Below are 22,475 nucleotides of genomic sequence, written 5' to 3'. Positions count from 1 at the left end.
CCTGAATGTCCATATTGAGGGAAGTATGAGGACAAAGATTAGAAGGGAAAGCCTCTTTTTCACCGGCAATGTAATTCCCCCAGACCGTCAGATACTTTACTCTTTGCCAGTCTCCACGATGGTAGGAACCACGCACGTGCCGTTCAGCTCACGCACAGTAACGTTCTCCCCGAACGATGTCTTTATCGTGGACTTTACCGTCGAGTTGCAGGCAAAGACTCTCCCGCCGTGCTCGTTGAAGAATTTGATGTACTCCCCAACGGCTGTTTCGTTGGTCGGAACCAGATCCAAGGTCTTGTTCTGGAAATCAAAGAATGCCAGGTACGTCCTGTTCCCACTCCCACTATGAATTCCACGCGCAGTACCCGGCAGTCAGGAGAAAGTTTCCTGCAGGTTTTACCATCGATCCAGTATGTGAGCTGGGGCTTAAGGGAGAATTGCCCAGCTTTGCATCGTAGAGCATGTCTAATGCAGTGCCGGGAGCCAGTCTCAGGGAATCAGGAGAAGGGCTTCTATTAGCATGCTCTCTAATCCATGTCAACATTCCTAACACCAACAGAAAAGATAAAAGAAATATAAAAACAACTCTATGATTTCTTTTCATTTAGTGGCCCCCCTCCTTTTCGATATAGGAACTGATCTTTAAAACTTCAACTTGGAATTGACTTCAAAAAAGAAAAAGATATGGACATCAGTATATCAACTGTGAAACACAGTATGAGGTGGGTAGACAAATACCGAAATGTCTATGTCTTCGGGAGATTCTGTTATCACTGCACCGCTGGGGGTGTTGAAATAGAACTCTCCATTTACATTATATTTGAAAACCCCAAAATACGTAGTGGTAGCCGTTGATGTGGTTTTCATGGTAGTGGCTGTCTCCATGTAGAAAGAACGACCCCAAGCAGGAGAGTCAAACCACCAGCTAACTTTTTTCTTGAAGTCATATGCATGGAAATCCACGTAGCTGTTGGGATCCGCAGTGTGGGTATCAACCCTAAAGTAGTAATCATCGTTTGTATTTACGGAATAACCTGCACTGGCACTGATCTTAGCAGCTTCAGTTGGGCTGAATTCTACTGTTTGGGATTCATAATAACTTGTAGTCGGACCAATGTGCCCCTTTGGAAGGAAGTCATCTATTACTTCATGAGTGTGGCCACGGCTTACATGGAGGTCAAGATCCTTAACTGCAACTGCTGAAGATGACATATCCCCCATGACATAATTCTTGGCATAGTACTCAATGATGTTTTCGTCAATTATGTAGTAATAATAAAATCCCTTAAATTCAAGATACCCCTCCTGTCCGAGATGGGAAGCGGTAGAGGTTACCCAGTCAATACTCCCCGCGTAGTTCCAGTTTACGTTGGGTTGGATACTCGAAGCAATCTTGATGTTCGAAACTTGGGCCCTAAAATTGGCTCTCTGCAAATTCTGTAAACTTTCTCTGAAGGAGAGAATATTCCCCAGGCTTTGCCCCTTGAACTATGTAATACGCCGGAATGTACACTCCATTACTTACCGGTCTCAGGGCTACCCCGATGAAAGTTATGTCATTCATGGTGTTGAAGTTTAAAGTAAGTGTTACCGGTAGTCTCTTAAGAAAAGCACGGGCTTGAATTTGTGCGTTGGGACCTGTGAAAGCTTTTGTTAGAGGTTGGGATGGCAGAATTGGATGGATGGGCTTTTGTACCATAGCATAGGCACTTCCAGCAGTCACTCCAACCATCAGCAGCCCGATGAGAACTGCCAAGAGAGACCTCCACTTCAGGTGCTCCACCTCCGAGGAGTTTTCATAATTCAATGCACGTTATCCTATATAAGTATTTCCTTGTACTATTAGTAAAATTTCTTTCCTTTTTTTTTCAGGTATAATTTTATTCGGAGTCCGATTTTCCACTGAGAACGAGTCAAAAGAAGGGAAAGTAATTTAATGCACCAAGAGCTACATTTATACAAAAAGGCAAAAAAATCACCCCTTCAGAAACGCCTCCACAAAGTTCCTTGTCTCGTTGAAGGCCTCAAGCGGAACCCCCTTCGGCAGGCCGCCGATTTCTCCCTTGACGTCCTTGAGGACTCCTTCGCCGGCACCAAGGAACATGCCCTCGCTTACTATCCCGCGGAAGTTCGCGGGCGGGAGAAGTGCAACGGCAACGCGGTTGCCCTCCTTCATCGTCAGGTCGTTGGTTACCACAGTTATAGCTCTATCACCGATGTTAACGTTAGTAACCAGAAGTCTGTCGGCGTTCGGGTGCTTAGCGACGCTCATAACCTCGCCGACCTTGATGTCTACCGCTATGACCGGGTCGTTTATCTTGCCTAAGGCTAAGCGCCCCTCGAGACCGAGTATCGTGTTGAGGAAAAAGTGAACCTTGGCAATTGCCTCCTCGACCTTCTCGCGCTCGTTCTTGTCTGCCAGGCTGAGGAACGTGTGATTCCAATCTTCTCCGCCGAGTGCCTCGATTATGCCTCTGGCCTTCTCCTTCAAAGCTTTCATCTGAGGAGTATCAATCAGCTCCTTCGGGTCAACGTAGGTGTACCTCACCGCCTGTATCTCAGGAATCATCTCCTTCGCCAGTCTCTGCGCCCCCTTCTTGTCCCACTTCCCTTTGAACTTCGCGTGCTCCACCGTCTTCAGGAACAGCTCCACGCTCTTCTCCGCCACCAGTAAGCGGTAATCCTTGCTCGTGTCCCACATGACTCTCACCCTCCAGCATCTCTAAAACGCGGTTCTTAACGCTTTCGTCCATTATTCCTTCGGCTATCGAGCGGGCCCTTCCGGTTTCTCCCCTGCAGGCGTAGGCAAGTGCCACATCACCGAGAAGCTTAGAGGCGAGGTGTCCATCCTCTATTATACCGGCTAAAGTCAGCGGCTCCTCAAGAACCCCAATGCGGAGGAAGCGCCTCGCTATTCCCGCTATCTCACCGTCCCTAGGTTTGAACTTCCCGACCAAGATTATCTCAAGGGCGTCGTCGAAAACCCTCCTTCCTAAATTGGGTTGCTTGTGGAGGTGGAACCAGTAGGAAAGATCGAGCATGACGACCGCCCTCTCTTGCAGAGGGAGGAAACGGGCCATTTCAATAGCGAGCCCCACCCCTCCCGTCCATATCAACCCCTCAACGATCGGCTTCCCGCGCTTCAGAACATTCTCGACGAGATTTATCTTGTTTTCGAGATGCTTTGCTTGAAGGTTTAAGAAGATGGAGGAGTAAATGTCACGTGCGAGCCTGTAGAGCTCCAGTGCCAGCTCGTTCGGTATCTCGTCCGCGCTCCTCTCGACGAGCCTCGCCACCTTGATCAGGGCCTCCATTGCATAGGAGGAAAGCCCCCTCGAGGTTTGAAGGAGTTCAATCGAGCGGTTGAAGAGCTCGAAGGCATCACTATACCTATCGGAGAGGACAAGGTTCCTTGCTATCGCCGCCAAGACCTCTCCCTTAACCCTCGGAGACCCCAGTGACTGAGCCGTTTCAAGCGCTCTCTCAAAGTACCCCTCCGCTTCCCTGTCATGGTCGAGGGAGTAGAGCGCCCGGCCGATAACAGAGTAAGCTACGGCTTTTTCCGGTCTCCCTCTGATTGAGTTTAAGGTTTCAAACATTCGGGAAAGAACCTCATCCCTCGGGAACGCCACTACTACCCCTGCTAGGGCAACGAGCCTTTGGAGGGGTTCACTTATATCATCCGCCGCCTTCAGCGCTCGTTTATAGTCACCCCTTGACAGGTAGGATTCAACCCGCTCCACGGGAACCACCGCTTGAAGAGGATGGGAACGAAAGTAGAAAAGGCTACCGCTTCCCCTTCACCTTCTCGTCCCACTTCTCAAGCATGGTGTCGAGTGCCAGAAGGCTGTTGAGCCTGAGGCGGACTTTTCTGTTCTCCCAGTTTATCGAGCCTTTGAACTCGTTGAGAAGCTCGAACACCTTCTCAACCTCTTTCTCAGGAAGGTTCCTGCCGTAAAACTCCTCACCACAGTGTGGGCATTTAAAGGTGAACCCTTTGAGGGCATTCATGAAGTGCTCCCTATTAGAGAGCAACTCACGCATCTCCGGGCCTTTTGCATCTATCATCTGGTCTATAAGCTCGCCCCAGTCCAGGGGCTTTCCGCAGAGCGGGCACCTTGCCACTTTAACCTACCTCCCGTAAAACCATCTCAATCTCCTTCAGGATGAGCTTGACAGCCTCATCCAGGTTCTTCTTGCCGTTCGCCCCGGCAGCACCGGCGTGACCGCCACCAGAGCCATCAATAATTGGCCCAACCTTCTCCATGATCCTGCCGAGGTGGAGGCCTTTCTTAACCAGCCCCTCCTTGGCCCTCGCCGAAATCCTGACACCCTTCTTCTCGCTCCCGACGACCGCTACATCGGCACCGAGCTGGAGGAAGGTCTTGCAGGCGAGGGATTCATAGGCAGAAACCCGCGAGACGGCTATGACATAACCCCTAAACTTCTGGATTTCAAGCCTCTGGCAGGCCTTCATTAGGGCAATCCTCTTCGCCTGATCGATGTTCTCATCGCTTACCGGTGCAACCAGCTGGTAAATCTCCCCCATCGGGAGCGGGAAGCGCTCAAGCATCTCAAAGAGCGCTTTAAAGGTCTTCGCGTTGGCGAAGCGAAAGCTGGCCGTATCGGTGACGATTCCAGCTAAGAGAGCTTTAGTAGCCTTCTCATCATAGAAACCAAAGTACTTGAAAAGCTCCCAGACGATTTCTGCCGTTGAAGTCCTTGAGGAGTCAACCACCGCCACCTCCGCCCTTATTGGGTTCTCCTTCTCTACGTGGTGGTCAATGAATATGAGGGTCTTTTCCCTAGGAATCTCAATCGGTTCAAGCTGTTCCATGGAAGAGGTGTCAAAAATCACCACGACGTCCTCTTTGACCTCTGGATCCTTCTCAATTGGAACTGGAGAGAGCGTCAAAAGCCTCTTCGCGTAGGAGGAGACGCTCTGGGCAACGCCTATCCTGACGTTCTCAACACCGATGGACTTGAGGTAGATGGCGAAGGCTATTGCCGAGCCGAGGGAATCGGGATCGGCGTTGTGGTGGCAGAGGAGAAGGAAGGACTTATCCTCCGCATCCTTGAGAAAACGCTTGAGCTTGATTTTACCCCGCATCTGCGATCTCCCTCAGCTTCCTCTCAACGGTCTCATAAGCCTTCTCAACGGCCTTCTCGATGAGCTCATCAACGTCGACCTTGACGAAGACCGGAACCTCGAGATAGACCTCAACCTCAAGGTCAAGGATGTCCTCCCTGTTTATCCTCGTCGTCACCTCAATGTCTTTAACATCGCTCCTGTTGAGGGCGTCAAAGACCTCCTTCAAGACCGTCTCCTGTGCAAGCCCACCGAGTTCTACAAGCTGATCCTCGCTCAGTTCGGGCAGTCCTATGTGGACAACCCTATTCCCGCCCCTTCCCCCGTTCATCGCTGCATCCTCCGCGAGGTGTTATTAAAGAAAAGAGAATCAGCCCGCCGTGGGCGGCCTTAAGACGCCCTGGATCTGGGCGGTGAGTTCCTTGAGCTTGTCGTTGAGCTTCTTTTCCTGCCTCTCAAGGGCACCAAGGCGGACCTCCAGCGTTTCAACCTTCTCTTTAAGCTCCTCGACCGCTTTAGCCTTGTCGGTCTTGACGATGAGCGTCCCCACGGTCTTGTAGATGGTCGTCCCATACTCAACCTTCTCAATCTCCTCCAAAGCTTTCTTTGCCTCAGTAAGCTCGAGCTGAACTTTCTGCTTCTGTTGAACAACGAGCTGGAGCTGCTGCTGGTAGCTCTCAAGCTGACCGAGCATGGCCTGAACCTGTGGCGGAATGTTTTGCATCTCAACACCTCCGTAATCGTAATGCCGGGTTAGACTAAGGGGCGGACTTTAAATAGTTTCGGCTGGCTTAGACTTCGAGAGAATCCATGGCCACCTTGATCCACCGGAGGTACGAGTTTAGGGTTCCCCTTAAAGCGGAGTTGTCATGAGCGAGAAAGCGAATTATTACCTTCCTTCCGTCTCTGAGGAATTCGATTCTGCTCCTCCTGTAGGGCACACTCTCATGTTCGTAGAGAACGCTCTCGTAGACGATTCTAGCCGTCCTCTCGTCGGGAAAAGAAAGCTCAATCACTCCCTTGATCGGCCAGCCTTTGCGGTCGTTTCCTTGTAGTCCCATCTCCGGCCGTCCTCCATTATCCATATCTTGATGCTGATGAGTGGGCCGATCTGGTTCTCCCTATCAACGTCGAAGCGGTAGAAGTTGACCGCCATCCCGCGCGGGTGTCTCTCGATAACGCCGAGAACATTGGTGTTGTACCTCTCGGCTATTCCGAAGAGGGAGCGCTCCCGTCTCGGAACGAAGATCCCACCCGTGAGTTCGGCAAAGGCCTGAGCGAAGGCAACGTGGTCGGGTCCGACACGCTTGGCAGTGGTGACAACGAAGGGCATTTCTTCGCGGATGGGACGAATGTCACGATACCCCATCTCGCGCTGAAGCTTTATGCCGTGGAGGTAAAGGTGGCCGAGGTATCCCCAGTCATCTGGGTCAACTTTTATGAAGGTCATCTTGAGTGGGTTTCCCTTCCAGACGTTGACTATCAAAAGCCTCTCGTAGTTCCTGTCGTAGGCTTCTACGAGCAAATCCTGGAGTGTTTTCTTTCCCCTTGTAAGATAAAGGGAGCCAGGAAAGACCTTCTCCAGGTCGTGGCCGAAGCTCCGCGTCCTCCGCGTAGGTCGATGGGATGTCGTTATCAGCATCATAGCCCTCACTCAAAACCCGCATTGATTGCTAAAAAGCTTTCGAAATGAAAGAATCAGATGGCCTTAACGCGCCTGGCCACCCTTGGCCTGGGCTTGTAGAGTATCTTGCTGCCGCAGTAGGGGCAGCGAACTTCCCTTGTATTCTCAAGGTCGAGTTCGACCTCCCTTCCACACTTTGCACAGCGATAAACGGCCAGAACCATGGTTACCACCCATAAGAATGAGGGGATCAGGCCTTGGAGGCCGTAACGCGCTTGGCGACTTTTCCAGCGGGAGTGGTCGGCAGGTAGGCACCGCCGGCAAAGGTTGCCCCGCACTTCTGGCACTGCCATATGCCGGTGCTTATCCTCCTGACGGCCCTCCTTCCACAGACCGGGCAGACGTGCTTCTGCTTCATCTTGGCCTCAACGGCCGCGACCCTTCTCCTTATCTTGAGACCGTACCTGGGACCGAATCTCCCAGCGGAACCGACCTTTGTGGTTCTTCCCATGAGCATCACCCCTAATTATCAGCGATTTTCACGACTGGTGAGTGTTCCCGGGGACGTTTTATAAACCTTTGCCCGGGAATGTGCAGAGCCGGAGGCATGTACCTCTGATCCCCATGGAGCGGTCACTTATAAATTTACCAACTGGAACAGGGTGAAGTCTGAACCTCATGAGGAATGCCGAGTGGGATAAGGTTTATAAGAGGGCATCCCAACGAAGGCCGAGGCGAGACCGGTGGAGCGAGAGATAACCAAGGAAAAGCTCCAGAGATACTTTAGAATCACCGGAGAAGCCCTTAAAACCCTCGAAATCGCCGTTCACGAGAAAAGTCTTTTGCACGTTGTTGCCCGCGATTTTTTAACGATGGCAAAGAGCTATTTTGAAGATGCACAGTACTACTACGAGAAGGGGGACTACGTCACAGCCTTCGCGGCGCTGAACTACGCCCATGGCTTCATAGATGCGGGTGTAAGGCTCGGAGTATTCAGGGGAGAGAATGACAGGCTATTCGCCTTCGGTTGAGGTGAGAAAGATGGGGGATTACGTCGTCGTTTTGGAAGCACCGATAATCGTTAGGGACGTCGAAACGAGCGAGGACGCCATAAACGTCGCCGTTTCCAAGGTCGCAAAGGCGCTCAACAAGGAGAAACTTGACTTTGTGAGGGTTGAAATAGGCTACTCCCAGTGCCCTGTCTGCGGCGCTCACTTTGAGAGCGCCTTTGTAATAGGTTCGGTCGGGCTAGTGGGCATGTATTTGACCATAAAAGTTTACAACGCCCAGACGATAGAGCACGCCGAGAGAATCGCCAAAGCTGTCATAGGAAAGGCCCTGAAGAAGGTTCCCCTCAAGGTCTACGAGATCCGTGAGCTAACCGAAGAAGAAGACGGTGAGGGTGTCGAACTGGACGAGTAGAGGTCTTTGCTTTTCTATCCTCAAATCCCCTAACAAAGCTTTTAAACATCCCCCCCATCAATGGACGACATAACCTTTGGGGGTTTTGCCATGGCAAAGTTCATCTTCGTTACGGGTGGTGTTGTCAGCGGCCTCGGGAAGGGAATAACAAGTGCTTCCCTGGGGATGCTCATGAAGGTGCGCGGATTCAGAACAACGAACATCAAAATCGACCCCTACCTCAACTACGACGCTGGAACGATGAACCCCTATCAGCATGGAGAAGTTTTCGTTCTCGACGACGGCGGCGAGGTTGACCTCGACCTTGGCAACTACGAGCGCTTCCTAGACACCAGCTTGAGCTTCGATCATAACATAACCACGGGCAAGGTTTACTCCGTAGTGATTGAGAAGGAGAGAAAGGGGGAATACCTCGGCGCCACCGTCCAAGTCATTCCCCACGTCACCAATGAGATAAAGGAGCGCATAAGGCGCATCGCGAGGGACTACGACGTTGTCATAATCGAGATAGGTGGAACCGTCGGTGACATTGAAAGCATGCCCTTCCTTGAAGCAGCGAGGCAGATGCAGCTCGAAGAGGGGAGGGAAAACGTCGCCTTCGTCCACGTTACATATGTACCAAAACTCCGCGTCGTCGGCGAGCAGAAGACCAAGCCGACTCAGCACAGCGTTAAGGAGCTGCGCTCCCTCGGAATCCAGCCGGACGCGATAGTCGCGCGCTCGGAGGAACCGCTTGAGGAATCGGCGAGGCTCAAGATAAGCCTTTTCACGAACGTTCCTGACGAAGCAGTCATCAGCGCCTATGACGTCGAAGATACATACGAGGTCCCGCTGATGCTGGAGAAGGAGGGGCTGGCGAGATACCTTACGAAGAGGCTCGGCCTTCCAGAGAAGAAGCCCGAACTGAATGCTTGGAGTGAGATGGTCGAGGCGTACAAAAACCTCAAGGACACAGTTGAGATTGCAATCGTCGGCAAGTACGTCAAGCTCTCCGACTCATACCTGAGCATAAAGGAGGCCCTCAAACACTCCAGCGTCGCCAACGGCGTTAAGGTGAAGATCCGCTGGATCGAGGCGGAGGAGCTTGAAAGGCACGGTATCAAACTTCTCGAGGGAGTAGATGGTGTCATCGTCCCGGGCGGCTTCGGCGCGCGTGGTACAGAGGGCAAGATGATGGCTGTTAGATACGCCCGCGAGAACGACATCCCGTTCCTCGGGATCTGCTTCGGATTCCAGCTCACCGTCGTCGAGTTTGCCCGCAACGTCCTTGGTATGGAGGGTGCACACTCAACGGAGATAGATCCCCACACGTCCTATCCTGTTGTCGACCTGATGCCGGAGCAGAGGGATCTGGACAGACTCGGAGGGACAATGCGTCTCGGAGCTTACCCCGTCCGCATAAAACCCAACACCCTCGCGAGGGGACTCTACGGCAGGGAGATAGTCTACGAGAGGCATAGACACCGCTGGGAGGTCAACCCCGAATACATCGAACGGTTTGAGAAGGCAGGACTGGTTTTCAGCGGCATAGCTGGAGACGATGAAAGGAGGATGGAGATACTCGAGCTTCCAGAGAACAGTTACTTCATAGCAACCCAATTCCATCCCGAGTTCAAGTCCAGGCCGATGAACCCCGCACCGGTCTTCAGGGGCTTGGTAAAGGCGGCAAAGGAAAAGAAGTATGGGAGCTGAGGTGTTAAAAGTCTATCCCAAGCTCGGCCAACTCCTCATCCACCTTTTTAAGCTCCTTCTTTTTCTTGAGTTCCCTGTAGAACGCAACCCCGGCAACCCACAGAAACTCGTAGAGAAGGGCAGTGAACGGGGCCTGCAGGAGTACTGAAACATACTCCCCCGTTTTCCCCTGTAAGAAGGTGGTGGTTAGGAACGCTATCGGTCCGGAGATGGCCGCTATTCCCAACACCGCCACCATTACGAGGAATCCAAAGCCGACCGTTGTTAGAACGTTTCTCAGACTCATACTCATGGCCTTAAGCGCTGCGCCGAAGTTTTCTTCATCGGCATACATTGGAACCGGGAGAAGGGATAAAGCCACCGCGAACGTTCCGGCTAGGAGAGTCAACCCGAGTCCAACGAACACAAGAATCGCGCCGCTGGGTAGGGTTACAATACCGACACCCATGGGTATGAGGCCAACTGAGAGTATTGCAAGCCCTATGAATATGTAGAGGATGTTTATGGTAATGACCGCAGGAGACTTTTTGAGGCCTTTTCCAAGCAGTTCAGAGAACCTCACCTGTTGCCCCTCGATGTGGAGAAGTGCCCCCTTAACAACGCCGTACTCAAATATCGAGCCGAGTAGGAGGGTTATCGCACTGTAGAGGGCAAACTTCTCAAGGAGACCGGTGAGGAGTCCATTGCCGTTTCCCATTGAACTTCCGTATTCCTCAACTATCACGTTCCCACTGTGAGTTGTCGTTACATTGCCCTTCGGGAGAGCCTTCCCCGGCAGGGTGTACGCTCCAATGGGTGCGAGTATGAGCGCAAGGGTTAGCGCAAGAAGGTAGAGTTTTTTGTTTTCACGGATTATCGAGAATGCCTTCGTGAAAGCTTCAACGGCCCCCATAACACCACCAAGGGGAGTAAGGGGGCAAGTTTAAAATCTTTTTGCTCCCCAGAAAAGCTTATAAACGGACCTCCGAAAGTGGCGATAGGTTGTAAAACTGATGTCAATCTCATGGGGTGAGAAGAATGGCCATATGGCAGGGAAGATCACTCAAAAAGTCCTCAGGCGGAAGGATTATCCTCGCGAGGAAAAAGAGGAAGTATGAGCTTGGAAGGGAGCCGGCCTTCACCAAGGTTGGTGAGGACAGGGAAAAGAAGAAGATGATCAGGACCTACGGCGGCAACAGAAAGGTTCGCCTCGTCGAGGCCCTCTACGCCAACGTCTTCGAGAATGGCAAGGGCAGGAAGGTCAAGGTCCTCAACGTCGTTGAGAACCCGGCAAACAGGCAGTACGTCAGGAGAAACATCGTTACTAAGGGTGCCATCATCGAGACCGAGGCCGGAAAGGCCATCGTCACCAGCAGGCCCGGCCAGGATGGTGTCGTCAACGCAGTTCTCATCAAGGAAGAGAACGCCTGATTTTCTCTAACTTTTAGCTACCCCGTTTTGAAATCCTTGAAATCCTTTTTTGGGCGTTAACAGTGCATTGCATTCCTGCGGAAAACACCGTGTCTTATCCACCGTTAATATAGTAATTAAGAGGAAAGTTAATGGTACCATAAAGTTTTGGAGGTTTACGGTGTTAACGATAAACTTAACGGGAAGGTTAACGGAAGAAAAAGAACCGGTCAAAGCTCAAGCTCCTCGCGGTACTTCCTGAGTTCTTTTTCCATTATCATCCTCGCCTGCTCTTCGACCATGGGCTTGACCAGATCGATGACGCGCTCCTTGAGTTCCTCCAGTCCCTCTCCGTTGAGCACCGAAATCCTCAGCGATTCAAGGCCCTCTGAGCGAACGAAATCCTCAATCTCCTTTATCTTCTCCCTGTCTGCTATGTCCGCCTTGTTGAGCACCACGATGAACGGGAACTCTCCGAACTCACGGTGAATATCCTCAAAGAGGTGTATCTGTTCATCTATCGGGTAGCCACAGTACTCGCTCGGGTCGAAGATGTAAATGATGACCTTTCCAAGGTGCTTTAAAGCCAGGATAGCCTGCCTCTCAACCTCGTTCCTCTCGCTCAAGGGTCTGTCGAGCAGGCCGGGGGTGTCTATGACCTGGTATTTTAGGTGGTGCTCCTCGAACTGGCCCACGTTGATGCCCCTAGTGGTAAAGGGGTAGCTAGCCACCTCCGGCTTGGCGTTGGTTAAAGCCCTCAAAAGCGTGCTCTTGCCCACGTTTGGATGGCCCGCTATGACGACCGTTGGGAGATCAAGGTCGACCACGGGCAAATCCTTCAGAACGTTCCTCGCCTGATTGAGGTACTCAAGATCGTCGGCAATACTCTTTATAATGTCAGCGACACGGCCGTAGAAGCCCCTCCTAAGCTTTGCAATCTCGTCCGGGTCTCTGGAATAGCGCACCTTTTCAGCGTAGCGCTGCTCTAGGTTCCTTATCGTCTTTATCGCCCAGTTAACCCTCCCGAGGGAGCGGTGAAACTGATCCCTGTCAACAAGAGTGTCCACAAGCTCACGGTAGAACTCCGGAAGCTCCGAAACGCCCGGTGTTCTGTCCAAGAGTTTCCTCAGGTTGTCCCTCACCACATTTGAGACGGTCCTTATTCTAAGCTCCTCTCGTTGCCTGGCCTTCGCCCTCGGGCCTCCCTTTGGGGTGAGGGCTGAAGCGGCCTTTTCAGACCTCCTAAATGCCTTATCGATGAGCTCATCAGCGGTAAGAACCGTCGGCATCTTTTCGAATGGATTCTTCATGATCTCACCTCAGTCTAACTCGTTTAATCTCGCATAGAAAAGGAGAAAGAGGGAGTTTAAAAACCTATTCAGTCGAGGGACCTGCTCACCTCGTAACCTATCAGGGAAGCCAGTAGAACCAAGAAGAATAGTATTGCTGCCATTATCCTGCCGGAGCCAGAGGAATCCGTGAATCCAGCCGCCACCGTCAACAGGAAGAGCACCACGAGCAGTATCCCCAGCTTGCCAAAGAGCCCCTCATATCTATTCAGAACCTTGTTGAAGTTCATCCTCCCACCTCCTTCTTTTCTTAAACTAAACTGGTGCGGAGATATAAAAAAGTATCGCTATACTTCGAATGATTTCCCTACGTGAAGCGGTCTCATTCGTTCGCCGAGCACCGCGTGCAGGTATGCGAAGGATTCTATGCCCGTGCAGTGGCCCGCGTAAAGGGTCGCGGCGGAGGTATTATCAACCACGTCTTCGAGCAGTCTCTCATTGGCTCCGATGAGGTGAAGGCCGCCGATAAGGGCTTTAACGGGCTTTCCAAGGAGGTCCTCAGCGTGCCAGGCGATGTTTAAAACGCCGGAGTGCCCGCAACCTGTAATTACGGCAACCTCGTCACCGAGGTCAACTATGAGGGAGATATCGTCAGGGACAGTGTCCTTCACGAACCCTCCATTCTCCTCGACGTAACCAACGGCCCTATCCCAGGTTATCCTGTTTATCTCGCCCGAACTCCAGAAACCCGGGGCAAACTGGAATGGTTTTTCATCGAGAATGAATTCAGCCCCAAGTGCTTCAAGCTCGTCCCTACCGAAGGGTATCCCAATGTTCCGATGATAGGGCTTCAAAGCTATCCTCCGCCTGAAAATCTCGGGGTGTCCAACGACCGGAACAGGTTTGCTCCTGGTCTGAAGGAAGGTTTTGAGGCCCCCGGTGTGGTCGTAGTGGCCATGGGTCAGGAAAATGTAGTCTATCGAATCCAGATCAATGCCAAGAAACCGCATGTTCTTCATGAGAACCTCCCCGTCAGTTCCGGTATCGACGAGAACTCTCGTCCCGCCGTGTTCAACGAGCGCAGAAAAGCCATATCCTCCAAGCAGTCCCTTTTTAAAGCCCGCGTGGTTTTCATACACCACCGTTACCTTCATCGCCATCACTCGAAAGGTTTATGTTTCCGGCCGTTAAAACCGTTGTTGTGATAATATGGTAGTTCCCGCGGATTACGTTTCATCAGCTATTACGGGTTTCATAATAGCCTTGGCTTCATGGCTTCCCATAGGACCGGAGGGGGCAGCCGTCTCGCACTTCATAGGGACGGCTATAGTGAATTACACAGACTATGTTGTCCCGTCGTACCTAGGGGTCATCTTTGCAGTTCTTTTCTACTTCCGCGACCTTATAGCAGTTGGGACTCAGAAAGCCCTGCGGAAGAACTTCAGTGCGGAGGCGAGGTACTTCGCATACGCCTCGCTCTTCACACTTGCAATTGGTTATCCCATAGCCGCGGGTGGATGGAACGTCCTCAACCCTAGGGCCTCGGATGCGGTAAGTGCCATCATCGGTGCCGCCATTCTGCTCGTTGGAATCCTGTGTTGGAGGGGTAAGAGTGCACCGCTTGAAGGTATGGACCGGAAACTGGGTGATGAGGACGAGCCGACGCTGCTTGATGGAATCTCGTCCGGTGTTGCCCAGGGTCTGGCCATGTTCGGCGAACTTTCTGCCACAGGACTTGTACTGCTGGTTCTCTCAGCGGGAGGCATAAAACCGAGGAAGGCGCTGGAACTCCTGTTCATGATATCCCCTGTATACCTCATACTCCGCCTCCTGCTCCTCAGGGAATGGACGCCCGTCATGCCCGTTTACCTTCCGTTTACGGCGTTTCTGTCCTCATTTGTGACCGCGATTCTGTTCATGAAAGCCCTGCTTTTTGCTGGGGAGAAGCTCAGGAGGAGGACTTTCCTGACTCTGATGGGTCTCGTCCCGATAGTCGTTTACCTGCTGGAGGTGGTAGCGTGAAGGCAGTAATACTCGCCGCAGGTAAGGGTGAGAGATTGCGCCCCCTAACCGATGACAGACCCAAGGTCGTCCTGAAAGTCGCGAATAGGCCGATAATCGAGTACGTTATGGAAAACCTCGACTCCTTTGTGGACGAATTCATAATCGTGACAAGATACATGATGGAAAGGCTCATAGGAACCCTGGGCGATGAATTCAATGGAAAGCCCATAACCTACGTCGAGCAGAAGCCGGGTGATGGAACGGCTAGGGCCATAGGCTCCGCCGAGGAGCACGTTGACGATGAGTTCATAGCGGTTAACGGTGACATATACTTCGAGGCGGAGGCAGTTAAAGCCCTGATATCGGCCTTCAGGAAGGAAAATGCGGATGCAGCGCTCGTTGTCAAAAACTTTGGAGATTTAAGCCATCTTGGAAAGATAGAAGTGGAAGGGAACACCATCAGGGCCGTTCTGGAGAAACCCGGTAATGTTCCAGGCTACGCGAACCTCGGAATCTACGCCTTCAAATCAGAGGTGTTTGAGTTCATTGAGAGAACTCCAGTGAGCAAGCGTGGGGAGTATGAGATCACCGACACGCTGAACCTCATGATAGAGGCTGGAAGGAGGATAACCTATGCGACCTACGATGGCTACTGGAACGACATTGGAAGGCCCTGGAACATGCTCGAACTCAACGAGTATCTCCTAAAGACGAAGCTCAAACATAACGTCAAGGGTGAGGTGGAGCCTGGTGCCATTCTCATCCCGCCGGTTGAAGTCGGCGAGGGGACGGAGATAAGGAGCGGGGCCTACATAATCGGCCCGGTAAAAATAGGACGGAACTCGAGGATAGGCCCTAACTGTTTTATAAGGCCGTACACGAGCATAGGCGATAACTGCCACGTGGGCAACGCCGTCGAAGTGAAGAACTCCATCATAATGGACAGCTCAAACGCGCCGCATCTGAACTACGTTGGTGATTCCATAATCGGTGAGAACTCCAACCTCGGGGCCGGAACGATAACCGCCAACCTGAGACATGACAGGGGCAACGTCAGGGTCGAAATCAAAGGAAAGCTTGAGGACAGCGGCAGGCACAAGCTTGGGGCCATAATAGGGCACAACGTAAAAACGGGTATAAACGTGAGCATTTACCCCGGTAGGAAAATAGGAAGCGGCTCCTTCATCGGGCCTGGAGTTGTAGTTGATAGAAATGTTCCACCGGGTAGTCTCGTGGTTGTCCGGCAGGAGAAGGAGGTCCACCCGAGATGACGTGGGAGACCGCAATCGCTTACCTCAACTTCACCTCAAGGTGGGTGCTCCTCACGGCGGTGCTCTACAAGGCCTACCAGACGAGAGACAAGGGGTGGGCACTGCTCACGACAGCTTTTCTCATAGACGCGATGGACATCGAGGACTATATCCTTGGCCCACTTGGGATAGCAATCAAACCCTGTGCCTACACCGTGGCCTCCAAAATTCCAAACTTCTTCATAGCGATACTCCTCATCTGGGGTGCAGTTCACCTCAAATACGGCGAGAGCAAGCTGAAGCATGTGATTTCCATTTCCACCATAACTATTACAGCCTACGTCTGGCTCTTTCTGCTTGCAACGGACCTGATTGAGAGCCCCTCTGTCCGCTCCTCCATCCCGTCGCTCTTCTTGGGGCTGTCTTTAATTTACTTCGGTGTGGTGCTCCTGAACTATGTGGTCTCGTCGCACTGGATTGAAAGACTGTTCCCATGGGGCCTAATACTCCTCGGGGCGCTCAACTTGACCTACCCGGTTACGAGGTTCATAGGCTGGTTTGTGCCGATAGGATTTCTTTTGGGGGCGCTCTTCAGGCTCACGGCGGCAACAGGGGCGGTCAAGTTCGTGTTTTACCCCGTAAGTCCTGTCACCTCCAAGACAGAGCCTGATGTAAAGCCGGGGGCATTCATGTTTTGCTCAAAGGCAGATGTGCTCTCGAAGTTCGGGGAGTTTTACACCAAGCCCGGAACGGTCATAGTCACTAGGGAGGACATCATGGAGCTTTCCCAGAGAGTCAATCCCGAGAGCTTGGTGTTCTGGATAACCCGCGCCAAGGAGGGCAAGCTCAGCGATTCGCCGACGGTGTACGCCACAAGCCCCACTAGGATAGACATCCTGACGGACCTCATAGCCAGGGCCGTGAGCCAAGGCTACCATGTGGTTTACATCGACACCTTCGAGTATCTGATGCTGGAGAACGGCTTCGAGAACGCGGTCAAGTTCCTCTTGAATGTCAAGGACAGAATAACGAGCGCCGGGGGGAGCGTGATACTAGTCGTGAACCCGGAAGCCCTGGACGAGAAGCAGAGGAAGATACTCGAAAGGGAGTTTGAGGGGGGCTTCAGATGAAGCCCATCCTCTCCATAAACCTCTTGTAGTAGTGGGTGTCCTTCTCAAGCTCGGCTTTCTGGAGAAGCTGCCTCTCAATGGCCCTTATCGCGTCGTGGACAGCCTGTATTGCACCCCATGTTTCTCCGGTGGCCACGAGGGTCCCCCTGTCTGTTACAACACGCATCCTGGCCTGGTAGAGGTGCACACCACGGAATTTCTCGTTAAAGCGCCTTATGTAGAGGTAGATTATGCCCTCCTGGCCAAGCAAGTCATCGTAACCGTCAACGAAACGCTTTACATCTTCGATTATCCTCTCCCTGCTGAAGTCACTAAGTATCTCGGCGTCTCCTCCAAGCTGGAGGTAGAAGCGGGCCTCCTTCTCGACCATCCTTGATATTGGTAGGAGCAAGTCCTTGACCGTAAGAACGCCGACAACCTTGTTGTCTTCATTAATCACTATGAGACCATCTATATCGTTCTCCCTGAGGGTAGCAACCGCTTCCTTGACCCTCTCCCCCGGGTGGATGGTTATGACCTCCCTTATCATGACATCACGGAGGGGCATGCTGAAGGGTGGTATCTTCTCTCCGGCCACTTCGCCGGTCTGTGCCTTGAAGCGCGGCTTTATGAACCTTATGATGAGGTCATGGAGGGTTATCAGACCCTCAAGCTTCTTGGTCCCATCAACTATCGGAATCCTCGATATAGCGTTGTCACGCATGGTCGCGAATGCCTTGGCGACGGTATCGTCCAGTCCAAGGGTTATGACGTCCTTCGTCATGAACTCATCGACTTTCCTCTTACCAAAGTCGTCCTCCGCGACCCTCTTGAGGAGTTCTATATCACTTATGACACCGATGATTTCAGCCTTGCTCTCCCCAACGGGGATTGAGCGAAGGTCAACCTCCATCATGAGCTTGGCGGCCTTGCTCAGGTCCTCGGTCGCTTTAACGACCGGGGCTGGCTTGTAAACATCCCGAACTTTGGCCTTGGTCGGGTCCCACTTGAGGTGGGAGCGTATGATGAGGTCCTGGGTCAGAACCCCCTTGTACAGCTTTCCATCGAAGACCAGAATCAGGTCGGGGTCTTCCTTCTCAAAGATTCCAATCGCCTCAGAAAGGGGGGCGTCGACGTTGATTTTCTGGAACCTGTCTGTCATAACTTCCTGCACAAGAATACCGACCATGCTGTCACCTCCTTCACAACCTACTAGGGTGCCTGATAATTTAAACCTTTTCAACCGGGCAGATTTTAATAACTAAAACTTAATAAATTTTTCCCTTCGCAAGATTTATAAAACCGGAGCGGGAACTCAAAACCACGCCGGGGTAGCCTAGCTCGGGAAGGCGCTGGACTCGAGATCCAGTGCGCTCTGCGCACCAGGGTTCAAATCCCTGCCCCGGCGCCATCTGCCGAGCCTTTGGGGTTTTCACCCCACAGCCCATCTTCTCAGTTTCCAAAAATCTAAGTGGCGTTGGTAGATTTTGGAATTAAACCGAAAAAAGAAAAGCTCAGGTCGTGACGAACGCCCCGTCCTTCTCAACTATCATCGTGTGCTCAAACTGGGCCACCATTCCACCACGGACTTCCCTCAGGATTGGATAGCTGTATATCACCCCAACCCTGTCAAGCTGAGCCAGCGCAAGCTTCAACTGCCCCTCGGACATGAAGTCCTGGAGCCAGCGGTAGGCGAAGGGGAGTGTTTTATACTCCCTCTTGATGTGCATGAGTAACCTTCTCGCCTGAGCCATCCTGACGGGCCTGTCGCGCACGTACATGAAGATCAATGCTGGTGGGACCTCGATGACCTGTCCAGCCCCCGTGGTGGCAAAAGGCTCTATCGCTATGACGTCCCCCTCCTTAAGCTCATAGGTGTCGGCTTGGCGATAGATGTTGGGTATGCTCACGCCGGCATGGAGCTTGTAGCGCTCTATCTTGTGCCCACTGAGGTTCACTATGGGATTGAAACCCTTCCCGCGGATGGTTTCCTCAATGGCTTTTCCAATCTCACGGATTTTGACTCCCGCTTTAACGGTAGCTATCGCGTTCTCGAGGGCTTCTCTAGCCGCTTCCATAAGCTCGTCTTCCTCCATCCCAACGTGGAAAGTTAGGGCCGTATCGGCGATGTATCCATTAACATGAACTCCAAGGTCGAGCTTGAGGTAGTCCCCCTCATGGAGAACGCTCTCATCGCCCTTGTAGGGTGTATAATGGGCCGCCTGCTCGTTTATCGAGAGGTTGCAGGGAAAAGCTGGCTTTCCACCCAGTTCCACAGTTCGCCCCTCAACGAACTCCGCTATGTCGTAGAGCTTTGCACCAGGCTTAATGATGTCAACTACTTCCCTCTTAATCTGCCTTGCTATCTCTCCCGCCTTTATCAGGGCTTCCCTTTCGTCCACTTATACCACCGCTCTGTGAAAGTTTCGGGAACCCTTAAACCTTTCCACGGGAAAACCTTTTATTTCCGGCAGTCCCTAAGCCTACGGTGGGTCCATGTTTGAACTGGGAAAGCACATAAACGTCTCGGACGACCTGTTCGTCGTTAAGAACCTAATAGGCCCAATCCTCCAAGGAGTTGGACTCGCCTACTTCATCCCCGTTCTACTTGCATGGGTTTACCCAGAGGAGATAAAATACGTGACCTACTTTGCAGTCCCAGGAGCCATCAGCATACTCCTTGGGGCATGGCTCGGGAGGCATCAGGAAAAGCTTGAGGACGTCAACCTGAGACAGGCAATGATATCCGCGGCCTTCATCTGGCTGATGGCATCCTTCGTGAGCGTGGTCCCATTCATGGGAATAGCACACATGAGCTTTCTCAACTCCTATTTCGAGAGCATGAGCGCCTGGACCGGAACCGGGCTTACCGTCATGACCCACCTATCGAGCTACCCCCACATGCTCCTGTTCTGGCGTGCGTGGATGCAGTGGCTGGGTGGAATCGGTATAGTCCTCGTGGCTTTAACCGTCCTTATAAGGCCCGGTGTCGCCGCGGCTAGGCTCTACCGGGCTGAGGCGAGGAGCGAGAGGATCCTCCCTAACCTTGTGAACACCTCCAAGGTGATATTTGAGATATACTTCGTTCTAACCCTTGTTGGGATATACCTATACTACATAAACGGGATGCCCCTTTTTGACGCGGTTGTAAACGCCATGACAGGCCTCGGAACCGGCGGTATGAGCGACCACGACGCGAGCATCGGCTACTACCACAGCACGGCCATCGATGCAGTGACCATACTCTTAATGACACTCGGTGCGATTAATTTCACCGTCCACTACCGGGTCTTCGTAAGCAAGCACCTCAAGCCTTTCTTCGATGACATTCAGGTTAGGTACATGTTCTTCTTTCTCGTTCCTGCGGTTTCCCTCGTTGCATACAGCCTCTACCAGGCGGGGGACGGACTCGGCGATGCCCTCAAGCAGGCTATTTTCCACTCGGTTTCTGCCATAACCTGTACCGGCTTCGACATAACGAACCTGAACAAATATCCAGCGCTTGGAAAGTTTATCCTCGGGATTCTCATGGTCATAGGCGGCGGCGCCGGAAGCACCGCAGGGGGCATAAAACTTATCCGCGTCACGTTGATGTACGAGAGTCTCAAGTGGACGATACAACAGGCGATACTGCCTAGGGGTGCGGTGATAAAACGTAAGGTCGGAGACTACATCTTCAGCGAGGGGGACATTCAAGAGGTCATGAGCTTCACGATGACCTATCTGGCGTTGCTACTCTTTGGAACCGTTTACGTGATGCTCCGCACTGGAAGAAGCCTCGTGGATTCGTTCTTTGAGGTTGCTTCCGCACAGGGCAACGTGGGGCTGAGCGTGGGTATAACCTCCGCCCACATGGCCCCAGACCTCAAGATACTTTTCATTCTCCTAATGTGGATTGGAAGGCTCGAGATATTCTCAACGCTGGTCTTCATCATAAGCACCTTCTTCCTTATACCCAAGGCGGTGAAGAGGAAATGAACGTAGTCGAGGTGGAAAATCTGGGCTTCACATACCGCCGGGCGGAGAAGCCCTCCCTCCACGACGTTAGCTTCTCCGTGAGAAAGGGGGAGATGATCGGCGTGATAGGCCCAAGCGGAGGGGGAAAATCAACCCTCTGCCTCACTTTAAACGGTATAATCCCCAACTCAATAAAGGGAGACTTCAACGGAACGATTCTCATAAGGGACCCTTGGACGGGAGAGGAATTCAACACACTTGAAACGCCCGTCTCAAAGCTTTCAACCATCGTCGGCCTCGTCCTCCAGAACCCCGAGAGCCAACTCTTCAACATGACGGTTGAGGAAGAGGTTGCATTTGGACCTGAGAGCCTTGGCATTGAGCGGAATGAGGTGCTGAGGCGCGTCCGCTGGGCACTTAAGGTGACGGGGTTGAGAGGGCTTGAAAAGGAGTTTCCACCGAACCTGAGCGGGGGTCAGCAGCAGAGGCTCGCAATCGCGGCAGTTCTCGCGATGAGGCCGTCGATACTGGTCCTGGATGAACCCACGAGCCAGCTCGATCCTAGGGGCAAAAGGGAAGTCTTGGGATTGATTTCACTCCTCAACAGGGAGCACGGGATAACCGTCATCCTCGTGGAGCACCACACTGGATACCTCTTCCGGAACGCGGACAGGATACTTGTCGTTGCAGATGGAACGATTGCCCTCGAGGGGAAGCCTGAGGAAATCGCGGAAGAGGTCGAGACCCTGAGAAGAATCGGGGTTAAGATTCCGCCGTCCATAGAAGTATCGCACGAGCTTAGAAAACGCGGCCTGGTCAAAGGGCTCTCCCTCACTCCCGAGGAGTTTCCCCCTTTGAAAGAACATCACTCAGACTTAGGGAGTCTCCCTTGATTGAATGCTTCAGGTCGTAGAGTTTCATATTGATCTCGAAACGAGCGTTGGGATCATCAATCTTCTCGGCCAGGTTGAAGGCCACATTGAGGATTCTCCCCGCCTCCTCCCTGTCCCTCTCGGCCTCGAAGGAGGCTATATCACAGAGGGCCATTACCTTGTGGAAGGGGTTTTTTATGTACTCGAGGACGCTCATGGCCCTGCCTACATCACCCTCCCGGTAGAACACCACGGCGAGCTGACCGAAGACCATGTCGAGCTTCTCGGGGTTCTTAATGAGCTTGAGGGCGTAGCCGGCCTTCTCCAGAAGCTCCCTGCTCAGGAGGTTACGTACTATCTCCTTCAGCGCACTGAAGTTGTTGAGTGATAAGTTAACCGCGACTTTCAGCGTCATATCACCACTCATATCATCGCCAAGAAGGTAAAAGAGAACCGCCAGATCCGCAAGGAGGATAGAACGGTAGGCCGGGTTCACAAGGGTGTTCACCACGACCGTTATCTCCTTCACCTCAAGCATGACCTCCGACGGAGAGAGCTTGGACTGCTCGGGATCTTCGACCCCGGCGGTAAGCTCGCGTATTATCATTCTAAGGGCAAGGAAGAGGTTGTGCTCCTTCTTGATGCTCTTAAGTTGGAGTATAGAGTATTCAAGGTTGCCCTCACGCAGGGCCGCTTCTATCTCGTCCAGTATCTCGAGGTCGGACTTACTTTTCTCCTCTCCGCCCTTGAGCTTGAAGAACTCATCGAGTTTGCCCAT

At 52.4% G+C, this 22,475-nt stretch carries 29 protein-coding genes and 1 tRNA gene; 10 read left to right on the top strand and 20 right to left on the bottom strand.

Features of this window, described 5'->3' with window-relative positions; genetic code table 11:
* Positions 1-96: 96 nt before the first annotated feature.
* The 13 genes from MV421_RS04555 to MV421_RS04495 form a co-directional block, all read right to left on the bottom strand.
* Positions 97-291: a hypothetical protein gene (locus MV421_RS04555; protein ID WP_297503374.1), complete on the bottom strand. Its 195-nt coding sequence runs from the start codon at positions 289-291 to the stop codon at positions 97-99.
* A 408-nt stretch (positions 292-699) separates the two neighbouring features.
* Positions 700-1,434 carry a hypothetical protein gene (locus tag MV421_RS04550; protein WP_297517923.1) on the bottom strand — a complete coding sequence of 245 codons (735 nt, stop codon included), beginning with the start codon at positions 1,432-1,434 and terminating at the stop codon, positions 700-702.
* On the bottom strand, positions 1,415-1,783 hold the full coding sequence (locus MV421_RS04545) for a hypothetical protein (RefSeq protein WP_297517921.1): 369 nt from the start codon (positions 1,781-1,783) through the stop codon (positions 1,415-1,417). Before MV421_RS04545 ends, MV421_RS04550 begins: the two co-directional genes overlap by 20 nt.
* Before the next feature lie 192 nt (positions 1,784-1,975).
* On the bottom strand, positions 1,976-2,653 hold the full coding sequence (locus MV421_RS04540) for a tRNA-binding protein (RefSeq protein ID WP_297420324.1): 678 nt from the start codon (positions 2,651-2,653) through the stop codon (positions 1,976-1,978).
* Positions 2,559-3,743 carry a tetratricopeptide repeat protein gene (locus MV421_RS04535; protein WP_297503818.1) on the bottom strand — a complete coding sequence of 395 codons (1,185 nt, stop codon included), beginning with the start codon at positions 3,741-3,743 and terminating at the stop codon, positions 2,559-2,561. Before MV421_RS04535 ends, MV421_RS04540 begins: the two co-directional genes overlap by 95 nt.
* A gap of 43 nt (positions 3,744-3,786) precedes the next feature.
* Entirely contained in the window at positions 3,787-4,125 is a 339-nt protein-coding gene (locus MV421_RS04530; protein WP_297503820.1) for a hypothetical protein, read from the bottom strand.
* A gap of 1 nt (position 4,126) precedes the next feature.
* Positions 4,127-5,110 carry a bifunctional oligoribonuclease/PAP phosphatase NrnA gene (locus MV421_RS04525; protein WP_297503823.1) on the bottom strand — a complete coding sequence of 328 codons (984 nt, stop codon included), beginning with the start codon at positions 5,108-5,110 and terminating at the stop codon, positions 4,127-4,129.
* Positions 5,100-5,420: a DUF3194 domain-containing protein gene (locus MV421_RS04520; protein WP_297420335.1), complete on the bottom strand. Its 321-nt coding sequence runs from the start codon at positions 5,418-5,420 to the stop codon at positions 5,100-5,102. The genes MV421_RS04525 and MV421_RS04520 overlap by 11 nt, the downstream gene beginning before the upstream one ends.
* Before the next feature lie 39 nt (positions 5,421-5,459).
* Positions 5,460-5,813 carry a prefoldin subunit beta gene (locus tag MV421_RS04515; protein WP_297420338.1) on the bottom strand — a complete coding sequence of 118 codons (354 nt, stop codon included), beginning with the start codon at positions 5,811-5,813 and terminating at the stop codon, positions 5,460-5,462.
* 67 nt (positions 5,814-5,880) lie between these two features.
* On the bottom strand, positions 5,881-6,150 hold the full coding sequence (gene pcc1, locus MV421_RS04510) for a KEOPS complex subunit Pcc1 (protein ID WP_297420341.1): 270 nt from the start codon (positions 6,148-6,150) through the stop codon (positions 5,881-5,883).
* Complete coding sequence (locus MV421_RS04505) at positions 6,102-6,734, bottom strand: ribosomal biogenesis protein (protein ID WP_297420370.1); 633 nt, start codon at positions 6,732-6,734, stop codon at positions 6,102-6,104. The genes pcc1 and MV421_RS04505 overlap by 49 nt, the downstream gene beginning before the upstream one ends.
* Before the next feature lie 53 nt (positions 6,735-6,787).
* On the bottom strand, positions 6,788-6,937 hold the full coding sequence (locus tag MV421_RS04500) for a DNA-directed RNA polymerase subunit P (protein WP_297420343.1): 150 nt from the start codon (positions 6,935-6,937) through the stop codon (positions 6,788-6,790).
* Positions 6,938-6,963: 26 nt separating this feature from the next.
* Positions 6,964-7,224 (bottom strand): 50S ribosomal protein L37ae, encoded by a 261-nt coding sequence (locus tag MV421_RS04495; protein ID WP_297420373.1) that lies wholly within the window; start codon positions 7,222-7,224, stop codon positions 6,964-6,966.
* A gap of 232 nt (positions 7,225-7,456) precedes the next feature.
* Between MV421_RS04495 and MV421_RS04490 the strand changes: the two genes are divergently transcribed.
* From MV421_RS04490 to pyrG, 3 genes are all read left to right on the top strand, one after another.
* Complete coding sequence (locus tag MV421_RS04490; protein ID WP_297420345.1) at positions 7,457-7,744, top strand: DUF357 domain-containing protein; 288 nt, start codon at positions 7,457-7,459, stop codon at positions 7,742-7,744.
* Positions 7,745-7,754: 10 nt separating this feature from the next.
* Positions 7,755-8,135 (top strand): DUF555 domain-containing protein, encoded by a 381-nt coding sequence (locus MV421_RS04485; protein ID WP_297420348.1) that lies wholly within the window; start codon positions 7,755-7,757, stop codon positions 8,133-8,135.
* Positions 8,136-8,225: 90 nt separating this feature from the next.
* Positions 8,226-9,827 (top strand): glutamine hydrolyzing CTP synthase, encoded by a 1,602-nt coding sequence (gene pyrG, locus MV421_RS04480; RefSeq protein ID WP_297420376.1) that lies wholly within the window; start codon positions 8,226-8,228, stop codon positions 9,825-9,827.
* A gap of 4 nt (positions 9,828-9,831) precedes the next feature.
* Here the strand turns inward: pyrG and MV421_RS04475 are convergent, their stop codons facing one another.
* Positions 9,832-10,719 carry a hypothetical protein gene (locus MV421_RS04475; protein WP_297420350.1) on the bottom strand — a complete coding sequence of 296 codons (888 nt, stop codon included), beginning with the start codon at positions 10,717-10,719 and terminating at the stop codon, positions 9,832-9,834.
* Between the two features lie 125 nt (positions 10,720-10,844).
* On the opposite strand from MV421_RS04475, the gene MV421_RS04470 reads away from it, so the two are divergent.
* The gene (locus tag MV421_RS04470) at positions 10,845-11,237 is read left to right on the top strand and encodes a 30S ribosomal protein S8e (protein ID WP_297420353.1); all 393 of its coding nucleotides are present in this window, start codon (positions 10,845-10,847) and stop codon (positions 11,235-11,237) included.
* A 209-nt stretch (positions 11,238-11,446) separates the two neighbouring features.
* On the opposite strand, the gene MV421_RS04465 is transcribed toward MV421_RS04470, so the two are convergent.
* The 3 genes from MV421_RS04465 to MV421_RS04455 all read right to left on the bottom strand — a co-directional run bounded on the left by MV421_RS04465 (position 11,447) and on the right by MV421_RS04455 (position 13,659).
* Positions 11,447-12,526 (bottom strand): NOG1 family protein, encoded by a 1,080-nt coding sequence (locus MV421_RS04465; RefSeq protein ID WP_297420356.1) that lies wholly within the window; start codon positions 12,524-12,526, stop codon positions 11,447-11,449.
* 68 nt (positions 12,527-12,594) lie between these two features.
* Positions 12,595-12,795 (bottom strand): hypothetical protein, encoded by a 201-nt coding sequence (locus MV421_RS04460; RefSeq protein WP_297420359.1) that lies wholly within the window; start codon positions 12,793-12,795, stop codon positions 12,595-12,597.
* 57 nt (positions 12,796-12,852) lie between these two features.
* Positions 12,853-13,659: an MBL fold metallo-hydrolase gene (locus tag MV421_RS04455; RefSeq protein ID WP_297517940.1), complete on the bottom strand. Its 807-nt coding sequence runs from the start codon at positions 13,657-13,659 to the stop codon at positions 12,853-12,855.
* Positions 13,660-13,714: 55 nt separating this feature from the next.
* Here MV421_RS04455 and MV421_RS04450 point away from each other — a divergent pair, with 55 nt between their 5' ends.
* Genes MV421_RS04450 through MV421_RS04440 form a run of 3 tightly spaced genes read left to right on the top strand, consistent with a single transcriptional unit; the run spans position 13,715 to position 16,889 of the window.
* Positions 13,715-14,527 (top strand): undecaprenyl-diphosphate phosphatase, encoded by an 813-nt coding sequence (locus MV421_RS04450; RefSeq protein ID WP_297503826.1) that lies wholly within the window; start codon positions 13,715-13,717, stop codon positions 14,525-14,527.
* Positions 14,524-15,780 carry a bifunctional sugar-1-phosphate nucleotidylyltransferase/acetyltransferase gene (glmU, locus tag MV421_RS04445; RefSeq protein ID WP_297420365.1) on the top strand — a complete coding sequence of 419 codons (1,257 nt, stop codon included), beginning with the start codon at positions 14,524-14,526 and terminating at the stop codon, positions 15,778-15,780. Before MV421_RS04450 ends, glmU begins: the two co-directional genes overlap by 4 nt.
* Positions 15,777-16,889, top strand: a complete 1,113-nt coding sequence (locus MV421_RS04440; protein ID WP_297503829.1) for a DUF835 domain-containing protein — start codon at positions 15,777-15,779, stop codon at positions 16,887-16,889. Before glmU ends, MV421_RS04440 begins: the two co-directional genes overlap by 4 nt.
* Here MV421_RS04440 and MV421_RS04435 read toward each other — a convergent pair.
* Complete coding sequence (locus MV421_RS04435) at positions 16,882-18,057, bottom strand: CBS domain-containing protein (RefSeq protein ID WP_297420384.1); 1,176 nt, start codon at positions 18,055-18,057, stop codon at positions 16,882-16,884. The genes MV421_RS04440 and MV421_RS04435 overlap by 8 nt on opposite strands.
* A 136-nt stretch (positions 18,058-18,193) precedes the next feature.
* Between MV421_RS04435 and MV421_RS04430 the strand changes: the two genes are divergently transcribed.
* A tRNA-Ser gene (locus MV421_RS04430) sits at positions 18,194-18,279 on the top strand.
* 103 nt (positions 18,280-18,382) lie between these two features.
* Here MV421_RS04430 and map read toward each other — a convergent pair.
* Positions 18,383-19,270, bottom strand: a complete 888-nt coding sequence (gene map / locus MV421_RS04425; protein WP_297420388.1) for a type II methionyl aminopeptidase — start codon at positions 19,268-19,270, stop codon at positions 18,383-18,385.
* 94 nt (positions 19,271-19,364) lie between these two features.
* Between map and MV421_RS04420 the strand changes: the two genes are divergently transcribed.
* Positions 19,365-20,846: a TrkH family potassium uptake protein gene (locus MV421_RS04420; RefSeq protein ID WP_297420391.1), complete on the top strand. Its 1,482-nt coding sequence runs from the start codon at positions 19,365-19,367 to the stop codon at positions 20,844-20,846.
* Complete coding sequence (locus tag MV421_RS04415) at positions 20,843-21,718, top strand: energy-coupling factor ABC transporter ATP-binding protein (RefSeq protein WP_297503833.1); 876 nt, start codon at positions 20,843-20,845, stop codon at positions 21,716-21,718. Before MV421_RS04420 ends, MV421_RS04415 begins: the two co-directional genes overlap by 4 nt.
* Here MV421_RS04415 and MV421_RS04410 read toward each other — a convergent pair.
* The gene (locus MV421_RS04410) at positions 21,657-22,475 is read right to left on the bottom strand and encodes a hypothetical protein (protein ID WP_297517918.1); all 819 of its coding nucleotides are present in this window, start codon (positions 22,473-22,475) and stop codon (positions 21,657-21,659) included. The genes MV421_RS04415 and MV421_RS04410 overlap by 62 nt on opposite strands.

Source organism: Thermococcus sp. (assembly GCF_027023865.1).
Classification (GTDB): Archaea; Methanobacteriota_B; Thermococci; order Thermococcales; family Thermococcaceae; genus Thermococcus.
Note: the sequence above shows the minus strand (reverse complement) of the source record. Positions and strands in the feature narration are given on the sequence as shown.